Origin of the sequence: Telluria antibiotica (genome assembly GCF_011682055.1) — a bacterium.
Lineage (GTDB): Bacteria > Pseudomonadota > Gammaproteobacteria > Burkholderiales > Burkholderiaceae_D > Telluria > Telluria antibiotica.
Window position 1 is genome coordinate 83129 of record NZ_JAAQOM010000018.1, and the last position, 22602, is coordinate 105730.

The 22602-nt window shown below is 62.7% G+C and carries 16 protein-coding genes; 9 read left to right on the top strand and 7 right to left on the bottom strand.

All coding sequences use genetic code 11. The annotated features are described in order from the left end of the window. Positions 1-5: 5 nt before the first annotated feature. Genes benA through pcaD form a run of 5 tightly spaced genes read left to right on the top strand, consistent with a single transcriptional unit; the run spans position 6 to position 4488 of the window. On the top strand, positions 6-1376 hold the full coding sequence (benA, locus tag HAV22_RS25285) for a benzoate 1,2-dioxygenase large subunit (protein WP_166863054.1): 1371 nt from the start codon (positions 6-8) through the stop codon (positions 1374-1376). Beyond that, positions 1373-1864: a benzoate 1,2-dioxygenase small subunit gene (benB, locus tag HAV22_RS25290; RefSeq protein WP_166863056.1), complete on the top strand. Its 492-nt coding sequence runs from the start codon at positions 1373-1375 to the stop codon at positions 1862-1864. The genes benA and benB overlap by 4 nt, the downstream gene beginning before the upstream one ends. Positions 1865-1885: 21 nt before the next feature. Continuing rightward, positions 1886-2917, top strand: a complete 1032-nt coding sequence (gene benC / locus HAV22_RS25295; protein ID WP_166863057.1) for a benzoate 1,2-dioxygenase electron transfer component BenC — start codon at positions 1886-1888, stop codon at positions 2915-2917. Next, positions 2914-3699 carry a 1,6-dihydroxycyclohexa-2,4-diene-1-carboxylate dehydrogenase gene (locus tag HAV22_RS25300; RefSeq protein ID WP_166863059.1) on the top strand — a complete coding sequence of 262 codons (786 nt, stop codon included), beginning with the start codon at positions 2914-2916 and terminating at the stop codon, positions 3697-3699. Before benC ends, HAV22_RS25300 begins: the two co-directional genes overlap by 4 nt. Before the next feature lie 9 nt (positions 3700-3708). Further along, positions 3709-4488: a 3-oxoadipate enol-lactonase gene (gene pcaD / locus HAV22_RS25305; protein WP_166863061.1), complete on the top strand. Its 780-nt coding sequence runs from the start codon at positions 3709-3711 to the stop codon at positions 4486-4488. Here pcaD and HAV22_RS25310 read toward each other — a convergent pair whose 3' ends face one another. The 4 genes from HAV22_RS25310 to HAV22_RS25325 form a co-directional block, all read right to left on the bottom strand. After that, a complete protein-coding gene (locus HAV22_RS25310; RefSeq protein ID WP_166863063.1) occupies positions 4489-6327 on the bottom strand; it encodes a tannase/feruloyl esterase family alpha/beta hydrolase in 1839 nt (612 codons plus the stop codon). It abuts the gene before it with no gap. Between the two features lie 73 nt (positions 6328-6400). Next, positions 6401-7516, bottom strand: coding sequence for a porin (locus tag HAV22_RS25315; protein ID WP_166863065.1), 1116 nt, complete (start codon positions 7514-7516; stop codon positions 6401-6403). Between the two features lie 129 nt (positions 7517-7645). Beyond that, positions 7646-9001: an MFS transporter gene (locus HAV22_RS25320; RefSeq protein ID WP_166863067.1), complete on the bottom strand. Its 1356-nt coding sequence runs from the start codon at positions 8999-9001 to the stop codon at positions 7646-7648. A gap of 19 nt (positions 9002-9020) precedes the next feature. Then, entirely contained in the window at positions 9021-10247 is a 1227-nt protein-coding gene (locus tag HAV22_RS25325) for a benzoate/H(+) symporter BenE family transporter (RefSeq protein ID WP_166863069.1), read from the bottom strand. A 647-nt stretch (positions 10248-10894) separates the two neighbouring features. Between HAV22_RS25325 and HAV22_RS25330 the strand changes: the two genes are divergently transcribed. The 4 genes from HAV22_RS25330 (at position 10895) to HAV22_RS25345 (ending at position 19002) form a co-directional block, all read left to right on the top strand. Continuing rightward, complete coding sequence (locus HAV22_RS25330) at positions 10895-12955, top strand: TonB-dependent receptor (protein WP_166863072.1); 2061 nt, start codon at positions 10895-10897, stop codon at positions 12953-12955. A 193-nt stretch (positions 12956-13148) separates the two neighbouring features. After that, positions 13149-14696 carry a carboxylesterase/lipase family protein gene (locus HAV22_RS25335; protein WP_166863074.1) on the top strand — a complete coding sequence of 516 codons (1548 nt, stop codon included), beginning with the start codon at positions 13149-13151 and terminating at the stop codon, positions 14694-14696. A 372-nt stretch (positions 14697-15068) separates the two neighbouring features. Further along, on the top strand, positions 15069-16538 hold the full coding sequence (locus HAV22_RS25340; RefSeq protein ID WP_166863076.1) for an alpha/beta hydrolase domain-containing protein: 1470 nt from the start codon (positions 15069-15071) through the stop codon (positions 16536-16538). A 322-nt stretch (positions 16539-16860) separates the two neighbouring features. Next, on the top strand, positions 16861-19002 hold the full coding sequence (locus HAV22_RS25345) for a TonB-dependent receptor (protein WP_166863077.1): 2142 nt from the start codon (positions 16861-16863) through the stop codon (positions 19000-19002). A 137-nt stretch (positions 19003-19139) separates the two neighbouring features. Here HAV22_RS25345 and paaH read toward each other — a convergent pair whose 3' ends face one another. The 3 genes from paaH to HAV22_RS25360 all read right to left on the bottom strand — a co-directional run bounded on the left by paaH (position 19140) and on the right by HAV22_RS25360 (position 22594). Next, positions 19140-20711, bottom strand: a complete 1572-nt coding sequence (paaH, locus tag HAV22_RS25350; RefSeq protein WP_229421411.1) for a 3-hydroxyacyl-CoA dehydrogenase PaaH — start codon at positions 20709-20711, stop codon at positions 19140-19142. Then, positions 20656-21252 (bottom strand): nuclear transport factor 2 family protein, encoded by a 597-nt coding sequence (locus HAV22_RS25355; RefSeq protein WP_166863079.1) that lies wholly within the window; start codon positions 21250-21252, stop codon positions 20656-20658. The genes paaH and HAV22_RS25355 overlap by 56 nt, the downstream gene beginning before the upstream one ends. Positions 21253-21382: 130 nt before the next feature. After that, the gene (locus HAV22_RS25360) at positions 21383-22594 is read right to left on the bottom strand and encodes a CaiB/BaiF CoA transferase family protein (protein ID WP_166863081.1); all 1212 of its coding nucleotides are present in this window, start codon (positions 22592-22594) and stop codon (positions 21383-21385) included. Positions 22595-22602: the final 8 nt, after the last annotated feature.

Genomic DNA, 22602 nt, shown 5'->3' on the forward strand with positions numbered 1-22602 from the left:
ACGCCATGATCCCGATCGTTCCCGTCGACGCGTTCAAGCCCAAGAGCCTGGACGACTACATGATCGAAGATGCGCAAACGGGCGACCATCGCCTGCACCGCAGCGCCTTCACCGACGAAGCCCTGTTCGAGCTCGAGATGAAGCACATCTTCGAGGGCAACTGGATCTACCTGGCGCACGAGAGCCAGGTCGCCAACGTCAACGATTACTACACGACGCACATCGGCCGCCAGCCGGTATTCATCGCCCGTAACAAGAGCGGCGAGCTGAACGCGTTCATCAACGCATGCAGCCACCGCGGCGCCCAGCTGTGCCGCCACAAGCGCGGCAACAAGGCGACGTACACCTGCCCGTTCCACGGCTGGACCTTCAACAACAGCGGTAAGCTGCTGAAAGTGAAGGACCCGGAGTCGGCCGGTTACCCGGAGTGCTTCAACAAGGAAGGCTCGCACGACCTCAAGAAGCTGGCGCGCTTCGGCAGCTATAAGGGATTCCTATTCGGCAGCCTGAATCCGGACGTCGAACCGCTCGAGGCGTTCCTTGGGGAAGCCGGCAAGATCATCGACATGATCGTCAACCAGTCGCCGGAAGGCCTGGAAGTACTGCGCGGGTCGTCGACCTATACATTCGACGGCAACTGGAAGCTGCAGGCCGAGAACGGCGCGGACGGCTACCACGTGACCGCCGTCCACTGGAACTACGCGGCCACGACGAACCGGCGAAAACAGGAGCAGGCCGCGGGCGAGGACAAGATCCGCGCCATGGACGCTGGCAACTGGGGCCGCCAGGGCGGCGGGTTCTACGCGTTCGAGCATGGCCACATGCTCCTGTGGTCGCAATGGGCGAACCCGGAAGACCGTCCGAACTTCGCACGCTACGCGGAGTACGCCGAAAAGTACGGAAAGCCGACCGCAGACTGGATGGTCGGACGCTCGCGCAACCTGTGCCTGTACCCGAACGTATACCTGATGGACCAGTTCAGCTCCCAGATCCGCGTGCTGCGCCCGTTGGCCGTAGACAAGACCGAGGTGACGATCTATTGCATCGCGCCGAAGGGGGAATCGGCGGAAGCCAGGGCCCACCGCATCCGCCAGTACGAGGACTTCTTCAACGTGAGCGGCATGGCGACGCCGGACGACCTGGAAGAATTCCGCGCCTGCCAGCAGGGCTATAACGGCGCGGCGATGCAGTGGAACGACATGTGCCGCGGCGCCACGCACTGGATCAAGGGTGCCGACGACGCCGCGAAGGACATCGGGCTCGCCCCGGTATTGAGCGGCGTGCGCACCGAGGACGAAGGCCTGTACACCATCCAGCACCGCTACTGGCTCGACGTGATGAAAAAGGCATTCGACGCGAAGGAGGAAGCGAAATGAGCATGGTCACAATGCAGGAGATCCAGGCCTTCCTCTACCGGGAAGCGCGCCTGCTCGACGACGAGCAATGGGACGACTGGCTCCAGTGCTACGACCCGAACGCCCGCTTCTGGATGCCGTCGTGGGACGATGACGGCAAGCTCGTCGACGACCCGGAACGCGAGATCTCGCTGATCTTCTACCCGAACCGCCAGGGCCTGGAAGACCGCGTGTTCCGCATCAAGACCGAGCGGTCCAGCGCGACCATCCCGGATACCCGCACGAGTCACAACATCGCCAATGTGGAACTGGAACGGGTCGAGGAATCGGTGTACACCGTGCGCTTCAACTGGCACACGCTGAGCCACCGCTACCACACCAACTACAGCTATTTCGGCATGTCGCGCTACGTGATCGACTTTTCCGGTCCATCGCCGCGCATCCTGGACAAGTACGTCGTGCTAAAGAACGACTACATCAGCCAGGTCATCGACATTTATCACATCTGAGCAAGAAAGCAGGAGCCGGTCATGAGCCATACGATCGCACTGCAGTTCGAGGACGGCGTTACGCGCTTCATCAGCTGCAACCCCAACGAAAAACTGTCCGACGCGGCCTACCGCCAGAAAGTCAACATTCCCCTCGACTGCCGCGACGGCGCCTGCGGCACCTGCCGCGGGCTGTGCGAATCGGGCAGCTACGACATGCCCCCAGACAGCTACATCGAGGATGCACTCGAGGAGAAGGACGCCGCGGCCGGCTACGTGCTTGCGTGCCAGATGCGCCCGACGTCGGACTGTGTCGTGCGCATCCCGGCCACGTCCGCCGCCTGCAAGACAGGCGTCGGCGACTTCCCCGGCACCGTCACTGCCGTGGAGCAGCTGTCGCCGTCGACGATCCGTTTTTCGGTCGCGCTCGACAGGCCGGAGGACCTCGACTTCCTGCCCGGCCAGTACGTGAACGTGACCGTGCCGGGCACCGACCAGACGCGCTCGTATTCGTTCAGCTCCGCCCCCGTTGCGGATCGTGCAAGCTTCGTCGTACGCAACGTTCCAAACGGATTGATGAGCACCTGGCTGACAACCCAGGCGCAGGTCGGACAGCCGATCTCGTTTTCCGGCCCCTACGGCAGCTTTTATTTGCGCCCCGTGCAGCGGCCCGTGCTGATGCTGGCGGGCGGCACCGGGATAGCACCGTTCCTGTCGATGCTGGACGTGCTGGCCGCCAAGGGCTTCCCGCATCCGGTCCGCCTCGTGTATGCCGTGACCAACGACCACGACCTCGTCGGCCTGGACCACCTGGAGCGCATTGCAGCCGCGCACCCGCAGTTTGAGTACGTGACCTGCGTCGCGCACGAGAGCAGCGCCCATCCGCGCAAGGGTTACGCCACCGCACATGTCGAACCGGGCTGGATGAACGGCGGTGACGTCGACGTCTACCTGTGCGGTCCCGTTCCGATGGTTGAAGCGGTACGCGCCTGGCTGGACAGCACCAGCGTCACCCCCAACAGCTTCCACTTCGAAAAATTTTCCGCAACCAGCACGACAGGGGGTGTCGCATGATCCACCCGGACCGCTTCAAGGACAAGGTCATGGTAGTCACCGGTGCCGCCCAGGGCATCGGGCGCGGCGTCGCGTTGGCGGCGGCAGCGGAGGGCGCACAGCTCGTGCTTGCCGATCGCTCCCCGCTCGTGCACGAGACGGCTCAGGAAGCCATTGCGCTCGGCGCGCAGGTGATCGTCAGCGAGGTCGACCTCGAGACGTGGGCCGGCGCCGCCGCGCTGGCGGCACGCGCCCTCGAGGACTACGGGCGCATCGACATCCTCGTCAACAACGTCGGCGGCACCATCTGGGCCAAGCCCTACGAGGAATACGAGGAAGCCCAAATCGAAGCCGAGATCCGCCGCTCGCTGTTCCCCACGCTATGGTGCTGCCGCGCAGTGCTGCCGGCGATGATCGAAGCCCGCAACGGCGCCATCGTCAATGTCTCGTCGGTCGCCACCCGCGGTATCTACCGTGTCCCGTATTCCGCCGCCAAGGGAGGCATCAATGCCATGACCGCCAGCCTCGCATTCGAGCATGCGCAGGACGGGATCCGTGTCAACGCCGTTGCCACCGGCGGTACGGAGGCCCCGCCACGCAAGGTGCCCAGGAATCCGCAACCGCTGAGCGAGCGGGAACAGGTCTGGTACCAGGGCATCGTTGACCAGACGAAGGCGTCCAGCCACATGCATCGCTACGGCACCATCGACGAGCAGGTGGCCGCCATCCTGTTCCTGGCGTCGAGTGAAGCTTCGTACATCACCGGGACCGTCTTGCCGGTCGGCGGCGGCGACCAGGGCTGAGGAGACGGCATGCCATCCATTCGTATCAACGACGTCCGGCTCCACTTCCGCACCGACGGCGATCCGACGAAGCAGTGTGTCGTGCTGTCGAATTCTCTCGGTACCGACCTTTCGATGTGGGACGCCCAGGCCGCGGTCCTGGCGGCGGACTTCTACGTGCTGCGCTACGACACGGGCGGTCACGGGCAGTCCGAAAGCGGCGGCGCGCCAGTCTCGCTCGCCACCCTCGGCCACGACGTCATCGGCCTCCTCGATACCCTCGCGATCCCCCGCGCGCATTTCTGCGGCATCTCGATGGGCGGCATGGTCGGCCAGTGGCTCGGCATCCACCAGCCGCAACGCATCGACAAGCTGGTGCTGGCGAATACCGCGGCCCGCATCGGCTCTGCCGAAGGCTGGTCGGCACGTGCAGAACAGGTACGCACGAGCGGCCTCGCTGGTGTCGCGGATGGCGCGGCCGCACGCTGGTTCACTCCGGACTTCATCGCCCGCGCTCCCGAGGTCGTGGACGGAATGATCCGACGCCTGCGCGACCAGGACGCGCAGGGATATGCGGCATGCTGCGATGCGCTGGCGCAGGCCGATCTGCGCCATGCCGTGCCTGCCATCGGCTGCGCGCCCCTGATCGTGGCCGGACGGGCAGATCCGGTAACGACGGTGGAAGACGCGCGCTGGCTCGCGAACCGGATCGCCGGCGCGCAAGTCGCCGAGGTGGACGCGTCGCATATTTCGAACGTCGAAGCGGAACAGGCATTCTCCAGCCACCTGCTCCGCTTCCTCCATGCCTGATCAGGAGCAGGTATAGCTTGCAGCCTGGTTCGGATCGCCGCTCGTGTAGGTCGCCTTGAGCGGGTACACGCACAACGGCCGGCTCTTCGCGGCAGTCGTCGAGGCCGCCGTCGACCTGGCCGTGAGCATACCCGGAGCCGCGCCCTTTTCGACCCAGTCGGTCAACGCCGCATACAACTGCGCGTTGGTCGGCAGCGGCGGATTTGCCGTTGCGTTCGACGTGCCATTGGCGAATGAATGGGCCATGCCTGGGACGAGGTAGAAACGGAAGAAGGTCTGAACCGCTGCGAACCCACCCATCTGCTCCGCCACACGGTGGTAGTAATTGATCGATCCCTGTGCAGGAATCAGCACGTCCGCCAGGCCATGGTAGACGATCAGCTTGCCGCCACGATCGCGGAATGCGGCCAGGTCCGGCATATCCGTATTGATCTGCCCGAGGTCGGACTGCAGCGCGACACCATGGTCCGACGCGTTGGCGAGGTCACTGTACGTGAGGTTCTTCCACTGATTCGCGCCGTTGCCGGAGGCATTGCGAAATGCCGCACCGGCCAGCAGCGGATTACGCGATTCCAGCGCGACCATCTCGCTCGCGATCGGAAACTGGGTCGGACCGGCCAGAGCCAGCATCATCGTGCCCCGTGTCAGCCCATACCATTTCTGGCCAGGTGCAAGCATGGTGCCGGAGCCATTGTCGAGTGCAGGATCAGGCACATTGCCGTCGACGGTCTGTCCGTACCAGATCTTGTTCATCGCCGTCGCCTGCGCCAGGTTGACGCAATCGGCTGACGTGCTGGTGCCGGTCACGCCAACGCCGGCCTGTCCCGCGCACAGCGTTCGCGCGTCCTTGCGTGGGTCGTACGCGCACCGTAGCGGATCGGGAATGTATCCCAGCTTGACGCCGCCGACCGTGCCACACGCATCGATGGCCGCGTTGGACATGCCGGTCAGTTGTCCTGCCGTCAGGTTCACGCCGCCGAGATCGCGCTGAAACACGACCTGCGGATAAAGTTCCCCGGTGATGAACCTGGTCCAGTTGATGGCCGGGTAAGCGGCGAGGATGCCGTCGAAATCGGCCGGATTCGCCTGCGCTTCCTTCAGGCCCTGCCGTCCACCGGTCGATCCGCCGTCCCAGTATGCGTATTTTGCGTCCTTGCCATAATAGGCCCTCGTCAGCGCCCTGGTCTTCAACGCCATCTGGTGGATGCCACGTTCGGCGAAGTCCTTCCAGAGAGTGGTATTGAGCGAGCCGTCCGGATTCATCGCGAACGACGCGTCCACGCCTTCAAGCGCGCTCACGTGACCGGTATCGGTCGTGGCCGACACCGCACCCTCGCCAGTGGCCACGTCGGCCGCGGTGAGCACTCCCTCGCCAGCAGGGGCCGTGCCGGCCAGCTGGGTGACCGATGTCTCGTGCGTCCCGGCCCAGCCGCCCCCACCCTTGACGTGGATCCGGTTATTCCAGTTCGCCGGCGCCGGCAGCCACACTTCGATGCCGATGCCGGCCGATGTCGACGGTGCGTCCGCAGGCCCTGGATTGCCGGGACCGACCAGCAGCTTCACGACGCAGACGTCGTTACCGGCAACGGGCGTGGTGGCGTCCACCGTACCCGACAACAGCAGCGGATCGCCTTTCTTGAATGACTTGATCAACAGCACCGTCGTGTCGGCGTCCGGCCTGAAGCCGGTTCTGATCGAGTCGTCGCAGCGTATTGCAGACTGCGCCGCGATGGCTTCGGACCGGGTGGGAACGAGGTTGTCGCTGCTACAGCCTCCCAGGGAGGCGACGCCGAGGCACGCCGCCGCCGTGATCGTGAGTCCTTGGTAACCTGTTTTCATGGTTGTCTCCAGATTGCGCATGGTGGTAGATGCGCAGCCATGACGGTGCATGGCTGGCGCGTGATAGGGAAAATCAGAACGCGTGGCGCAGGCCGGCCATCAAGCCGCTCTGCGCCTTGCCCGCGGCCACGGTGCCGCCCGCGTCCAGCGCGACGGCGGCCGCACCATGGTTGTCCATCCGGCCGATGCCGGCATACACGGCGCTCCGCCTGGACAGCGCGTATGTCAGTCGCGCCACCGCCATGTTTGTATCGTCCGGCGAGTGCTTGACATCCTTGCGGGCGATCTGCGCGTCCAGCGTCAGGGCGGCCGCGACGGGGACGCTGGCGCCCAGGTAATACAGGTCCGATTCGACGACGCCGGGCGCGGCCAGCGTCTTGCGGTCGATGACGCCAGCGCCGACCTTCGTCGCCCCGATCATGGCGTAGCCGTTGACGGTGACGCGCCGGTCGAAGTCGGCGCTGCTCGTCAGTCCGCCCGCAGCCCCTGTGTTCCCGTACAGTTTGTCGTAGGTCGCTGTGATTCCATAGGTTTGGGCGTCATAGCCCAGTAGCGCCGTGTACTGGCGGCACGCCTTGGCATTGCCGGGTACTTCGCCCGCGCAGCCGGTCGCGGATGGACCGCCGGCGGCGGAGCCGTCGCGGCCGAAGCTCCAGGTGGCGCCGAACGACCAGCGGTCGAACGCACCTAGGTAGCCGATCGCGTTATCGCTGCGCGCGTTCGGCAGGTACAGGTCAATGCTGTTGATCGAAAAAAGGTTTGGCCCAAGCACATCGCTTTTCGCCGTCGCCAGGTAGGTCATGTTGAGAATGCGGCCCAGCTGCAACGTGCCCCATGCGCCGTGCAGGCCTACCCAGGCCTGGCGACCGAAGATACGTCCGCCCTGCCCCAGCGTGCCGGCATCGGGATTGAATCCGCTCTCCAGCGTGAAGATCGCCGCCAGGCCACCGCCCAGGTCTTCCGTGGCGCGAAAGCCGAGACGGGACGGCAGGCTACCGCTCAGGGACGGCATCTTGGTAACCGAATGTCCGGCGGCGTCGGTATTGTCCACATGCGCCAGCGCCGCGTCGATCAGGCCATAGACAGTGAGTTGACTCTGTGCCTGCGCGGCGCCAGCGCCGGATATGGCCGCCAGCGCGATTGCGATGGCGATTGCGGTGGCATGCTTACGATGTACTGCCTTGGTCATTCATGTCTCCTGCGAGTTCCATTGATGTCTGGTGGTTTGTTGCGGGTAAAGCGCGGCCCTGGGCATGCCCGGGGCCGCCCCTGAAGTGCCCGTGGTCGGCTCCGGCACGCGGGCCAACCGTGAAGGGAATCAGGCTTCCGAGGTGTCCGCCAGCGCAGCCTTGCCGATGGCGTTGCCGGCAGACGCCGACTTGCCGTGGCTGACGAGGGATATCGAGACGGCAGCGATGACGGCCGGGATGGCGATCGCCACGAAATTCTGCTGCAGGGGCAGCGCCATGCCGACCAGCGTGCCGATCACGATCGGCGCCAAAATGGCGCCACTACGGCCGACGCCGGACGCCCAGCCGATGCCGGTGGAGCGGATCGCCGTCGGGTAAAACTGGCCTGCATAGGCATAGGTGACGATCTGCGTGCCGATGGTCGATGCCCCCGCGAGGCCGACCAGTACGAACAGCACCGTGGTCGGTACCGGATAGCCGAGCAGCGTGATCGACACGGCGGCAAGCGCATACATGCCGACGAGGACATGTTTGATATGGAACCGATCGGCCAGCCAGCCACCTCCTACGGCGCCGATCACGGCGCCGAAGTTCAACACCAGCACGAAGGTCAGCGCGGAACCCAGGCTGTAGCCGGCACCAGCCATCAGCTTGGCAAGCCACGAGCTCAGGGCATATACCATGAACAGGCACATGAAGAATGCGATCCAGAACATGATGGTCGAGAAGCCGCGGCCATCCTGGAACAGCCGGCCGATCGGCGCGCCGTCGGCCCGGTCCGCGCGGGCGACCTCGAAGCAATCACCCGGCTCGGCCCGGTGGCTCGGCTCCATGCGCGCGAGGATCCGCTGGAGTTCGGCCAGGCGATTGTTCTTGACGAGGAAAGGCATTGATTCCGGCAAGCTTTTGAGAATGAACGGAATCAGGACAATGGGCGCGGCGGCCGCGAGGAACACGGATTGCCAACCATACCCCTCGATGAGCCCCTTCCCCAGGACGGCCGCAAGCATGCCGCCGACGGCATAGCCGCTGAACATCAAGGTCACCATCGTCGCGCGGATCTTCTTCGGCGAATACTCGGTCATCTGGGCGACGACGTTCGGCATCACGCCACCGATGCCGAGGCCGGCGAGGAAGCGGTTCAGGCTGAACATGTAGGGATCGCCGCTCATGCCCGCCGCTGCGGTGAATACGCTGAACAGCGCGAGGCAGATGACGATGGCAAGGCGCCGGCCGATCCGGTCCGCAATCGTGCCCAGGAAGATTGCGCCGAACATCATGCCGAACAGGGCCGAACTGACCATGAAGCCAGCGTTCTGCGCAGTCACGCCCATCTCCTTCATGATGGACGGCAGCGCAATGCCGGCCACGGCAAGGTCATAACCATCGCAAATGATGATGATGGCACACCACGCAAGGATGCCTGCGTGGAAGCGGTTGAAGCTGGCGCCGTCGGCCAGTCTATGGATGTCGATGTGTCGCATGATGAATGTCTCTTTGTCGTTATGGTTTGTGTTGCAGGTGGGTCGATGACGGGCCGTGCAGGACACGCCATGCCGCCATGCCGATGACGATGCCCCAGAAGGCGGCGCCCAGGCCGAGGAAGGTCATACCGGATGCCGTGGCGAGGAATGTGATGACGGAAGCCTCGCGGTGATCGTCCGCCGCCACCACACCAGCCAAGTTCGAAGCGATCGCTCCCAGCAGCGCCAGGCCGGCGAGGCAAGCGATCAATTCCTTCGGCAGCGCGGCAAACAGCATCACGATCGAGCCGCCGCACAGGCCGGCCAGTAGATAGAACACGCCGTTCGCGACGCCCGCCACGTAGCGCTTGCGCGGATCGTCGTGAGCGTCGCGGCCCGTGCACATGGCGGCCGTGATCGCCGCGATGGCAATCGTGATGCCGCCCGTGCACGCGACGGCGAGCGAGACCACGCTGCTGGTAACGACGATCGGGCGCGCCGGCGCGTCGTGGCCGGACGTGCGCAACACCGCCATACCCGGCAAATATTGGCCGGTGAGCGTGACAAGCACGAGCGGAAGGGCCAGGCCGAATGTGGCGGTCCAGCTCCAGGCGGGTTTGATGAACTGCGGTACGACCAACTCGAAACGTACGGCGGAAAAATGGGTGATGCCCGTCAGCCAGGCGATCGACGCGCCCGTCACCATCAACAACACGATGCTATAGCGCGGCAGCAGACGCCTGAACGCGAGATAGGCCGCGATCATTCCGAATGCGAGCACGGGCAGCGATCCGGCAGTCCTGAACGCGCTCATCCCGAACGGCACCAGTATGCCGGCCATCATGCCGCTGGCGATCCCCTTCGGTACGTGCGCCATCACGCGCTCCAGCGATCCGGACAGGCCGATCAGCAGCAGGATGGCGGCGGCGGTCAGGTAAGCGCCGACGGCCTCGCCGAGTGGCAGCGCGGGAAACAGTGCGATCAGGAGCGCCGTCCCGGGAGCCGACCATGCCGTGATGACCGGCATGCGCAGGCGCCAGCTCAGGAAGATGCCGGCCGCCGCGGCGCCAAGGGAGATGCTCCAGACCCAGGAAGCGAACATGGCGTTCGACACGCGCGCGACCTGCGCCGCCTGGTAGAAGATGGCGAGGGGCCCGGCGAACGACACAAGAACTGCGAGGAAACCGGCAGCGATCGCGGTCAGGGACCAATCCGCCCATCCGCTATGTCTATCGTGATCATTGGCACCTTCGACATTGTCACGCATTCCTGCCCTTGAATGCGCATCGACCGGACGCCCATCTCCTCTCGCCTGCATAGTGTCTCCGCGTGTTTCCCGTTATTCGCTGTGAGGCTGGTCTGCGCCAGCCTTCGCGTCATTGCAGAGTAGGTAAGACGAGTCTCGGCGTCCAACACCGATTTGGTATCCAGTCAATACTTATAAGGTATTGAGCAGCCATGGCACGATACAGTCCCTCTGGATTTGCGCGTGATCGCACGGGTGCGCGATAAGAATTTGCGGACGCTTTGCTGTCCACTGGTTGAACGCGCAACGCTCTCAATTGCACGGTGCTTCGTCCATCCGCCCCTGTCGGGCGAAAGCCAGTTCTCTGCCCGAAGGTCGCCTCGACTACTTATCTTCTTCGACATCCAATGCGGAAAGAATTCGGCAGCAAACCGTCAGTCATGGCCAGTTTCCGTAAGACACGACAACTTAGCCCTCGTATTCTTTGTTCGATTCGGGTTCACGTGATCTCCGTTATCCAGCTAATCGTGGACGAGTGTACGGAGCCCGAAAAAAAAAGTACGTAATTCAAATAGGGGACGAAAACCATGCGGCACCAAGCAAGATTCACGAAGACAAGAACTGCCTCAGCCGTAACCGCCATCCTGGCAATCCAATGCAATGCAGCCATGGCGCAAGCGACCACGGCCGAAGAGCGCGGCACCATCCAGGAAGTGCTCGTGACCGCACAAAGGGTCGCCACATCGGCTTCGAAGACGCCAGTTTCGCTGAGCGTGCTGTCGGGTGACGAACTCAAGGCGGCAGGGGCAATCGACGCGTCGAGCCTGACTCAGTTGGTACCGAACGTGCAGATCTCGAACAATGGCGGTGCGACCGTGATTTCGATTCGCGGCGTTTCCAGTTCGGATAACACGGAAAAAGGCGACCCATCGGCTGCGTTCAACGTCGACGGCGTTTATTATGCTCGACCGCAATCGGCAGGTCTGGCGTTTTACGACCTGGAGCGAATCGAAGTGCTGCGCGGTCCTCAAGGCACGCTGTACGGCCGCAATGCCACCGCTGGCGCGATCAATCTGATCACGAATAAACCGGTCGACCACTTCGAGGGCAGCGCAGCCGTGGAACTGGGCAACTACCACAACGTCAAGTTCGATGGCATGGTGAACGCCAAGGTCAATGACATCCTGGCGCTGCGCGCCGCGGTTTCACGGAGCAAGCATGACGGCTACCTGCGTTCGACCCAGGGTTTTGCGCACGATTACGACGACGATGACAGTCTTGCCGGGCGCCTGCACGGGCTATTCAAGTTCAGCCCGAACGTGTCGCTGTTGCTGACCGCTGATACCAGCAAGCGCAAGGGTGCCGGCCCCGGGACCGTGCCCTATGAAACCTTCATCCAAAAGACGGGAGACGCACAACGTACCGCGACCCCATCCTTGCAGGGCAACTACGACAACAGGGCGCACGGCACCAGTGCCGAACTCAAGATCAACACCGGCATCGGCGAACTTACCTATCAAGCCGCGCATCGCAACAGTTTCGTGGGCGGCAATGCAGCGGTCGGCCAATATGCCCCGGGCGTCGCCAGTACCTACACGGTTGCGGACGCGAACTCCATGCAAACCTCGCACGAGTTAAGGCTGGCCTCGAGCTTCGGCGCCTGGAAGACCATCGCCGGGCTTTACTGGTTTTACGAAGAATCGTTCATCGATAGCCGGTTCAAGAATTTCCCAGGCGTGGGTGACCTGATCTTCCGCTTGAATCCGACTATCGCCCGGTCCAAGGCCGCCTTTGGCGAAGTGACTTACAGTGTCACGCCGAAGCTGAACGTGAGCGCCGGCCTGCGCCGCACCTTCGATACGAAGACGCGTAACGGGTACACGATCCTAGGCGAGCCCGAGTTCTACCGCAGCGCGAACATCGCGCGCGTCTCCTATGCGCAGACGACCGGCCGCGTGGGCGCCGATTATTCGCTTGCGAAAAACACGATGCTCTACGCGACGCTCGCTACAGGCTACAAGGCCGGGGGATTCAATGACGGTTCCGAATCGAGCAATCCGTTCCTGAAGTACGATCCTGAACACCTGACGTCAATCGAAATCGGCATCAAGAGCAGATTCCTGGACAACCATCTGCAGATTAACGCCGATGTATTCCGGTATGCGTACAAGGACCTGCAGCTGACTGCCGTCGCGATCGATCCTGTTACCCATGCCGGGGCCTCCCAAACCCTGAACGCGGCGAAGGCAAGTGTTTCAGGCGCTGAGATCGAAGGCAAATACGTGATCAGCAGCGATGACAGGATCAATTTCTCGGCCACGTATCTGGACGCCTACTACAAGTCGTACATGCCAAACGCGACCGTCAGCTGGGCCGGTCGCCGTCTCGACAAATCGCCCAGGTTCACTCTTGGACTGGGCTATTCGCACAGCTTCCAGATCGAGAACGGTGCAACGTTGAACGCCACGGTCGGGACGCGATACTCGGCTGCCTACGTGATCGGCGATCCGGGCAACGCGTTGCAGTTCACGCAGGGGGCCTATCACATGAGCGACGCCAGCCTGGCGTACGCGCCGGCCAGCGGTACGTGGTCCGTGCAAGCCTATGTGCGCAATATCGAGAACAAGACGATCATGACCAGCTACGCGGCATCGTTCTCCGGTTTCCCAGCCACGGCAGGCCTGGGAACGCCTCGTACCGCGGGCCTGCGGCTGAGCGCATATTTCTAAGCGCCATCGGCGGCGCCTGCCTTGTCGATTATCGCCAAGCGCAGGCGTGCCGTAACAACGACATCGGGGCAGCGCCGTCCAGCTGCAGCATTGAACACGGCCACAGCATGATAAAGTTTTCTGCAAAAAAGCCGATCGATAAGCGCTGGCTTCCCGATACAGCGTGGCCAGTGAACACCTGTCGGAGACACACATGAATTGCCTACGAACGGCCGCTCCTCTCGTCCTCGCGCTGGTATCCTGCGCTGCCAGCGCAGTACCAACACGCCAGGGCGAAATCGAAGGCGTAAGCGGGGATGGCGTCACCAGCTACCTTGGCGTTCCCTACGCTGCCGCGCCGACCGGCGACAACCGCTGGCGACCGCCCATGCCCGCGAAAAGCTGGACCGGCACCTTCCATGCCGATCACTTCGGTGCGAATTGCCAGCAGCGCCCTGCCGGGAAAATATTTCGTTCCTGGACAAGCGAGTACCTGGTCGATGGTCCCATCAGCGAAGACTGCCTTTACCTGAACGTGTGGGCACCGGCCGCAAAACGGAAACAGCGTCTGCCCGTGCTCGTTTGGATCCACGGAGGCGGATTCGTCAGCGGTGGCGCAACGGTACCCGTATACGACGGCTCCCATCTTGCGACCAAGGGGATGGTAGTCGTAAGTATCAATTACCGCCTGGGGGTATACGGATTTCTGTCGCATCCGGATCTCCGCAAGGAAAACCCGGCAAACGCCAGCGGCAATTACGGTCTGCTGGACCAGATTGCAGCACTTCATTGGGTCCAAGACAATATCAGTGCATTCGGCGGCGACCCCAGGCGCGTGACCATTGCGGGACAGTCCGCAGGTGCGGCTTCCGTGCATTACCTGATCGCGTCGCCGCTTGCGAAAGGCTTGTTCCAGCGCGCGATCGCCCAAAGCGGTTCCGGGATGGGATTGCCCACCGCAGATGCCGCCGGTTCCGACGGGGTTGGAGAGCAGTTACTGGTTCGGACCGGTGCAAGCGACATCGCGTCGCTCCGTCAGTTGCCAGTCGAGAAGCTTGATCAGGCGGCGGAAGGACTTGTGCTTTCGCCCAATGTCGATGGCTTGGTGCTCCCCGACCAGACTTACGTTGGCCGGAATACCAATGATGTGCCGGTGCTGACTGGATTGACGGCCGATGAAGGCAGTGCGTTGTCGGCCTCCTATGGACAGGCAACTCCGGAAGCGTTTGCGGCCGGACTCGTAAAACGCTATGGGACATTGGCTTCCGAGTTCGCGAAGTGGTACCCATCCGATCTCACGGCAGGGGCAGGTACTTCCGCCATGCAGCTGGAGCGTGACCGCGGCCTGGCGGCCACATGGTTGTGGGCAAAACAAAGGATGTCCGCGAGCCGGCAGCCCATCTATGTGTACTACTTCAAGCACGTGGAACCAGGTCCGGAAGCGCAACGTTACGGCGCTTTCCACTCGTCCGAGATTCCCTACGTTTTCGGAACCTTGGACCGTGCCGCCGACCGGTCCTTCACCTCGGCTGACCGCCAGGTTTCCGCAACGATGGGAGGATACTGGGCAAAGTGGGTAAAGACCGGAAATCCGAACGGCGCGGGCCTGCCTGCCTGGCCGCGACTGCGCAGCGAAGCGCCGTTGGTGCTGGAGATCGACTCCCAAAGCCGTGCGAACGTCCTGCTGTCCCTGGAAAAGCGCTCGCTCTTCCAGCGCCACGCCGCGAATGGCGGCAAGCTGGGGATCTTCCCTGAAGACTGAGGCACATTGAAGTGCCTGCCGACCGGTGCATCGGCACGATGCGGATAGCCGGTCGGCGACATCCATTCCTCTCCTCACCCGCCATCCGTCGTCAGTCGATCTGCGCCAGCGGTTGTTTGATTGCGGAGCGGACAATAGCGCACAAAGCCGAACCGTCGCTCTTTCGGAAATTTTCGCAACTAATTCAAGACGCTCGGTTGGCAATACGGGACCATATCCTTCACCGAAATATCTGGAATCGGGTCGTCAAATTTTCCGGAGCGACTCGCAATGCGAGAGTTATCGCTCGTAAGTTAAATCCAGCATCCCGGCTCCACTTTCCATCCAAGCCGCTTGAGCTTGATTTACGCCACAACTACCAGGGAGATTTGAATGAAAGGTTTCGTAGGAATGACTTCGGGCCTCAGCCTACTGCGACAAGGGTTGGGCCTGTCACTGGCGACATGCCTTTGCGTAGGCAACGGCGTCCACGCCAGTCCCGTTATTCCCGAAGCGGCGGTAACGCGCGTCACGATCGCCGGCACGCCGTTGAACTCGGATGCACAGCAACTCGCCACCAAGAACTACGTCGAGGAAGAGTTTTTTGTCGCGGGCAAGGCGAGTCGCTATCGCATCAGGGATGTCATGGCGAACGCCCAGCTGATCGATAAAGATCACCCGTATCTGACACGTGTTCTCGTAAGGCGTCCGGCCGATGCGGCACGGTTCAACGGGACCGTGGTCGTCGAATGGCTCAACGTCTCGCTTGGGCATGACGCCGATTTCGTTTACGCGTCGCTGCGTGAACTCCTGGTGCGGGCAGGTTACGCCTGGGTCGGTGTCAGTGCGCAGCATGTCGGCGTCGAGGGCCTCGTCGCGTCGAACCCGTCCCGGTATGGAAAACTGACCCTTGCTGCGTCCAATTCGGACCCTGCCGATGGCAAGGAGCTCGATCCCCCAGGGCGCGGCGCGGGTGGCGACGTCCTTGGCTGGGACGTATTTTCCCAGGTCGGCGCAACGGTGGTCGACCGCGCTTCGCCGCTGATGAGCGGTTTGAAAGTCAGCCGGATCATTGCGGCTGGCGAATCGCAGTCATCGTTCCGGCTCGGAATGTACTACAACAGTATTCATCCGCTGCACCGCATTTATGACGGCTTCCTGCTATATGATCGCGGTCCGGAATTCGCGCTACGCACCGATGTGGGCACGAAGCTGGTCAGCTTCGGCTCGGAGTTCATGAATATGTTCCTGAAGGGATCCCCACAACCCGATTCGGCGGACCAGCGCTGGTGGGAGGTCGCGGGCGCCTCGCACGAATCGCTCGATGAGATAGCAAGCTACATGGATCCGCAAATTCTGCGCGACCATGCGTTGAAGGGGCCCGATGGCGCCAGCATCAGCCTGACCGACTTCGAAACCGACGGATGTGCGATCACGCCCGTCTGGAGCAGGGTTCCGAATGGCGACGTCATGAAGGCCGCGTTGCACGGCTTGAATACGTGGCTCGTATCCGGCGTCGCGCCGCCAACCGTACCGCGTTTGGTCAGCGATGGTCAGCACCAATTGATTCGCGATGCGCAGGGTCGGGTATCCGGCGGCATCCATACCGCCGCCTACGATGCCCCGCGCGCAAACAATGGCGCCTATAGCTCGGGCAAATGTACTTTGGCGGGCTATCACATCGACTTCACGCCACAGCAGATGTGCCAGCGGTATGGCAGTCACGCTGCGTACGTGGCCCAGGTTCAGCGCATCGTGAACGCGAACGTACGTGACCGCGTATTGCTGCCCGAGGAAGCGGAGCGAACCGTCGACGAAGCGCGGAAGCTGACCTTTGGTTGCGAAGGCGGTACAGGGCAATAGTCGAGAGCCTGCCGGCGGATACGGCAATAAACGCGTTTCCGTATTTCCGCCGAGCCCATACCTGTTCGCCCGAACCATGCGCTCCATTCTCGAAGCTTTCGATTCGATGCCTCCGTAATAGCAAAAAATCTGTCACTCATATTCTGCGTTGCCTAGACCCGATCATTCGGACACTGACGCCATCTCACTTACGCGCCGATCGTATCCGTTACGACCGCCGCGGAGCACAGACTTCAGATTAGCCAGTCATACGGCTGACCGCCGCCGCAACATGCGTGCTTTCCAATAGAAAAATATCCGTTTTAATCAGGGGACAATCAAAATGCTGGACCAAGCAAGTTTCAAGAAAACTGGGACCGCATCGGCAGTCGCTGCCTTTCTGGCGATTCAATGCGGCGCAGCGCTGGCACAAACAGCCGCAACCGACGATCGCGGCACCATTCAGGAGGTGTTCGTTACTGCGCAACGGATTTCTCAATCCGCGTCGAAGACGCCGATCTCGTTGAGTGTGTTGTCAGGCGACGACCTCAAGGCTGCGGGAGCAGTCAATGCGTCGAACCTGACCGAGCTGGTGCCCAACGTGCAAATCTCGAACAACGGTGGCGCGACCGTGATTTCGATCCGCGGCGTCTCCAGTGCCGACAACACGGAAAAAGGCGACCCATCGGCCGCTTTCAACGTCGACGGCGTTTATTACGCCCGGCCGCAGTCGGCCGGCCTGGCGTTTTACGATCTGGAGCGGATCGAGGTACTACGCGGCCCCCAGGGAACCCTGTACGGGCGCAACGCAACCGCTGGCGCGATCAATCTGATCACCAACAAGCCTGTTGATCGCTTCGAAAGCAGCGCAGCCGTGGAGTTCGGCAACTACCACGACAAGAAGTTCGATGGCATGCTCAACAGCAAAGTGAACGACATCTTGTCGGTGCGCGCCGCTGTCTCCAGCGTCAAGCACGATGGCTACCTCCGTTCGACCCAAGGATTCGCGACCGACTACGACGACGACGACAGTATCTCCGGGCGCGTCCACGCCCTGTTCAAGTTGAGTCCCGATATCTCGCTTTTGCTGAGCGCCGACAAGAGCACACGCAAGGGTGCCGGGCCGGGCAACGTGCCCTACAATACCTTTATCGGCAAGTCCGCCGATGCGCAACGCACCGCTACGCCATCGGTTCAGGGCGATTTCGACAGTGACGCTCACGGTGCGAGCGCCGAGCTCAAAGTCAACACCCGCGTGGGCGAGATTACCTATCTGGGGGCCCATCGCAGCCTCTTTAACGGATTCACCTCGGCAGTCGGTCAAGCGATCGCGGGAGTTCTTAGCACCTACACCCTGGCCAATGCGGACCTCAGCCAGACCTCGCACGAATTGCGCCTGGCCTCGAAGTTCGGCTCCTGGAGGACGATCGGCGGGTTGTACTGGTTCCATGAACAATCGATCATCGATGGCGAATTTCGCAATTTTCCGGGCGCCGGCGCGCTGATCTTTCTTTCCAACCCGGCTGTTTCGCGGTCGAAAGCCGCTTTCGGCGAAGCCACTTATAGCGTCACGCCGAAGTTGAATGTGACGGCTGGACTGCGCCGGACCAACGACGACAAGTCGCGCAAGGGGTACACCGTTCTTGGCGATCCGGAGTTCTTCCGCAGCGTGAACGACGCGGCTGTTTCTTATTCGCAGACCACCGGCCGGATCGGCTTCGATTACGCTTTGGCACATAACACGATGGCGTATGCCACGCTGTCGACCGGCTACAAGGCTGGCGGCTTCAACGACGGTACCGCGTCGACCAATGCTTTCTTGAAATACGATCCCGAACATCTGACGTCGCTTGAAGTCGGTGTCAAAGGCCGATTCCTCGAGAACCACCTGCAGGTCAACGCCGATGTGTTCAAGTACGGCTACAAGGATCTGCAACTGACCGCGATCGTCGTCGATCCCTTCACCGGCGCGAATGCGTCCCAAACCGTGAATGCCGCCAAGGCCAGTATTTCCGGCGCCGAGATCGAAGGCAAGTACCTCGCGAGCAGCGACGACAAGATTAATTTCTCGGCCACGTATCTGGACGCTCACTTCAAGTCCTATCACCCGACGGCGACCGTCGACTGGGCCGGTTATCGCCTGGAAAAATCGCCCAGGTTCACCTTCGGGCTACACTATTCGCACAGCTTCCTCCTGGATGGAGGCGCCAGTCTCAGCGCGACGGCCGGTACACGCTACTCGGCGTCGTACGTGCTGAGCGACTACGGCAATGGCTTGCAGTTCAACCAGGGCGCTTACCACATGAGCGACGCCAGCCTGACGTACGCTCCGGCGGACGACAAATGGTTGCTGCAAGCGTATGTGCGGAATATCGAAAACAATGCCATCATGACCAGCTACTCGGCATCCTTCGCAGGCTTCCCCGCCACGGTCGGCCTGGGAACGCCGCGTACCGCGGGCGTTCGTCTGAGCGCCTATTTCTAAGCTGTATCGGTAGCGCTCGGGCGCAGTCGCGGCAGCCAGCCGCATGTCGCCCGGCGCACGTGCCTTGTGCAACGCGGTCTGGCGTTCGTCCCGGAGGCGAGCCCGCGCGTCAGCGGGCAAGCGTCAGATGGTTCGGATCAGTCTGCGACCAGGGCGCTGTTGGCGAGCGCCCTGCGCCTGAGTAGGGGTGAGATGCGGTAACGGTCTTCACCGTAGAATGCCGACATGTTATCCAGGACAGTACAGATCGTCCGCACACCGATCGTGTCCGCCCATGCCAGCGGCCCGACCGGATAATTGACGCCCTTCCGCATTGCCAGGTCCACGTCGTGCACCGACGCGACCCTTTGATGGACGGCGTCCGCGGCTTCGTTGGCCAGCATCGCTACCGTGCGCATGACAACCATGCCCGACGCATCGTCGATCACGGACACGGACTTGCCGAGTTTCTGGAACAAGCCGACAACGGCGGCGATCTGGTTGCCGGTCACCTGGTCGGCAGGCGCCAACGCGATCCGGGTGCAGCCGACATAGTCGAGGGCGAGGTCGAAGAGGACAAATGGTGCGCCAGCCTCAGCCGACCGTGCGGTCGCGGTTCGTCCGTCCGTGAGCGCAACCCGGACGCCCGCGACGCACAGGTTGTCGCCCGGACCGCTGTTGCGCTCGACACCGATGCCGGCGCGACCGGCCAGGTCGACCAGCGCGGCGGCGCAGTCGAGATCGCCCTCGACCGCGATCTGCGATGGGGCCGTCTGCGGAGCCGCATCCGCCACGGCCGGCGCAGGATTGGCATAGTCATAGAACCCGCGCCCGCTTTTGCGACCGAGCCAGCCGGCATCGACCAGCTCTTTTTGCAGCAGCGACGGGGTGAAGCGCGGATCCTGATAAAAGCCTTCGTAGACCGACGATGTCACCGCATAGTTGACGTCGTGACCGATCATGTCCATCAGCTCGAAGGCGCCCATGCGAAAACCGCCGGCTTCGCGCAGGATCGCATCAATAGTCGCGGGCGCGGCCGCGCCTTCCGACAGGAGCCTCAACGCTTCCGCGTAGAATGGCCGGGCGACACGGTTCACGATGAAGCCCGGCGTGGACGCGCAATGAACCGGCACCTTGTTCCACGCGCGCGCCGTTTCGAAAATCACGTTCGCCACGGCCGGGTCCGTCGATTTGCCGCTGACCACTTCGACCAGGGGCAAGACCTGGGCCGGATTAAAGAAATGCATCCCGACCAGGCGCGCCGGACGCGCCAGGTGAGCACCGATCGCGGTAACCGAGATCGACGATGTGTTGGTCCCGATGATCGCGTCTTGCGCGACGACCGCTTCGACACTCCTGAGCACCGCAGCCTTGACGTCGAGCTTTTCGACGATGGCTTCGATGACGAGGCCGCAAGGCGCGAGCGCATCGATGGTGTCGGCGGCATGGATCCGGGCGAGGCGTGCATTGCGTTCTTCCGCACTCAGGCGCCCTTTGGCGACCTGCTTGTCGAACTCGGTGGCCAGCGTACCGAGCGCGCGTTCGATCGCGCGCCGGTCGGCATCGTGCAGGAGGACGCGGTGCCCGGCCCCGGCAGCGATCGCCGCGATGCCGCTTCCCATCGCGCCGGCCCCGATCACGCCTACCGTGATCGACGCTTGCAGTGCACTTGATTTACTCATCTGTTTCCCTTTCCGATCTTCCAAATTGAAGCGTCGAGGCGCGAGCATGTTCGCTCGTGCCCGGCGTTGAGTCGCCCGCTTCGATCCCGTTGCGCAGCATCTGCCTGGCGTCGTCCGTCGCGATCGGACGGATGACGCGGCGTGTGACTTGCCACCCCACAGCGGTCCGCGCCAGCTCCCACCGGTTGACCGTCAGGTGATAGGTCACGAGCGCTTTGCGCACGTCTTTTCCGGGCAGGCGGACTTCGGGACTGTTCGGGTCGAGTACCACTACCTGCAGGTAGCCGGTGGCTACGGCCCGGTCACCATCGATCCGGACATGCGGCATCGCCATGGCATGCGCCATGCCGCTTTCGATTGCCTGCGCCTGGCTCGTGCTGCGCACGATGTCCATGATCCGTTCGCGGTTCTCCTCGCCCAGGTTGCCGCCGCGGTCCATGACGGCGCCATCGGCGAACATGGACTGCCAGTAGCTTTCGGACGCCACGTCGGAACTGAGCGCGGAACCCGCCAGCAGATTGAGGATATCCAGCCTGTCCTCGATGGCGCGCAGCCGGGCTTCGCTGCTGCATGATTGTTTCGTTTCCATTGTTTTTTCCATAATGTCGTTCGGTGGCTTCAGCCATGGTCGTGAGGCAGCGCACCACGTGATTCACGCCTGGCGGCCCGGCGGCAGTACCCAGTCCGATACGGTTGCGGGTGGGCAGAACGGTTCGGCCTCACTGGGCTGCACGATTGGCGCGCGCGCCGCCGCTCGCCAGGAGCGCTTCGATCTCCGCGCCGCCGTAACCGATTTCCTCGAGAATCGCACAGGTATCCCAGCCCTGCGGCCGTGCGGAAGCACGCAGGGCGGGATAGGTGTCGTCGAAGCGGATCGTCGAGCGGATCGCGGCGGTCTTGCCCTCGGTTGGATGCATCTCCGATTGGATCAGTCCGACCGCCTCGAGGTGCGGGTCATCTTGCAGCGACGCCAAGGTATGGCACGGCTGGGCGGCGATATCGGCGGCGCGCAGGAGAGTCAGCCACTCGGAAGTACTCTTGCCCGTCAGCGGTGCCCCACGCACTTCGAACCATTCCGCGACGTTGCGCGCACGCGCCGCGACGCTCGCGAAGCGGGTATCGCCGAGCATGGCCTGACGGCCCGTCACCTCGAGGAACGCGCGCACTTGCGCGTCGGTGTTGACGGTGAACGAGATCCAGCCGTCGGAGGTCGCTACCGGCTTGTTGTGAGGGCTGAGCAATCTAAGATCGCCGGGTGGCCCGACCGGCGGGTCGAAGCTCTGCTGCGCCAGGTGTTCCTGCAGGACGAAGGCCGCCATGGTCTCGAACATCGGTACTTCGATGCTGCGCCCTTGTCCGCTCGCCTTGCGCTCCATCAGCGCCGCCAGGATCGCGCCAGCGGCGATTTCGCCGGATACGTGATCGCAGATCAGCAAAGGCACATAGGTCGGCGTGCCATCACGCGCCAGCGTGAGGCCGGCCATTCCGGTTGCTCCCTGCACGACGCTGTCGTAGGTCGGTTGCCCGGCATAGGGGCCGTCTGTGCCATAGCCCGTGATCAGGCAATAGACCTTGTCCGGATGCCTGGCGCGGATCGATGCGGCGTCGAGCCCGAGGCGCTCCAGGGCCTGTGGCCGCATGTTGGCGACGATGACGTCGGATATGGCCACTAGCCGCTCGACGGCCTGGCGGGCGCCCTCCTTCTTCAGGTCGAGGCAGATGTTGCGCTTGCCACGGTTGAAGTGAAGATAGGCGCCGGAGTGCTGGCCGGTCGGCGAGCTTCCGCCGAGGCCGCGCATCAGATCCCCCTCCGGGCTTTCGACCTTGATGACATCGGCACCATACTGCGCCAGCCGCCACGTGCACACGGGGCCGACTACGACGCTCGTCAAGTCGAGCACGCGTATCCCTTTCAATGGTTCGAAATTCATCGGTCATC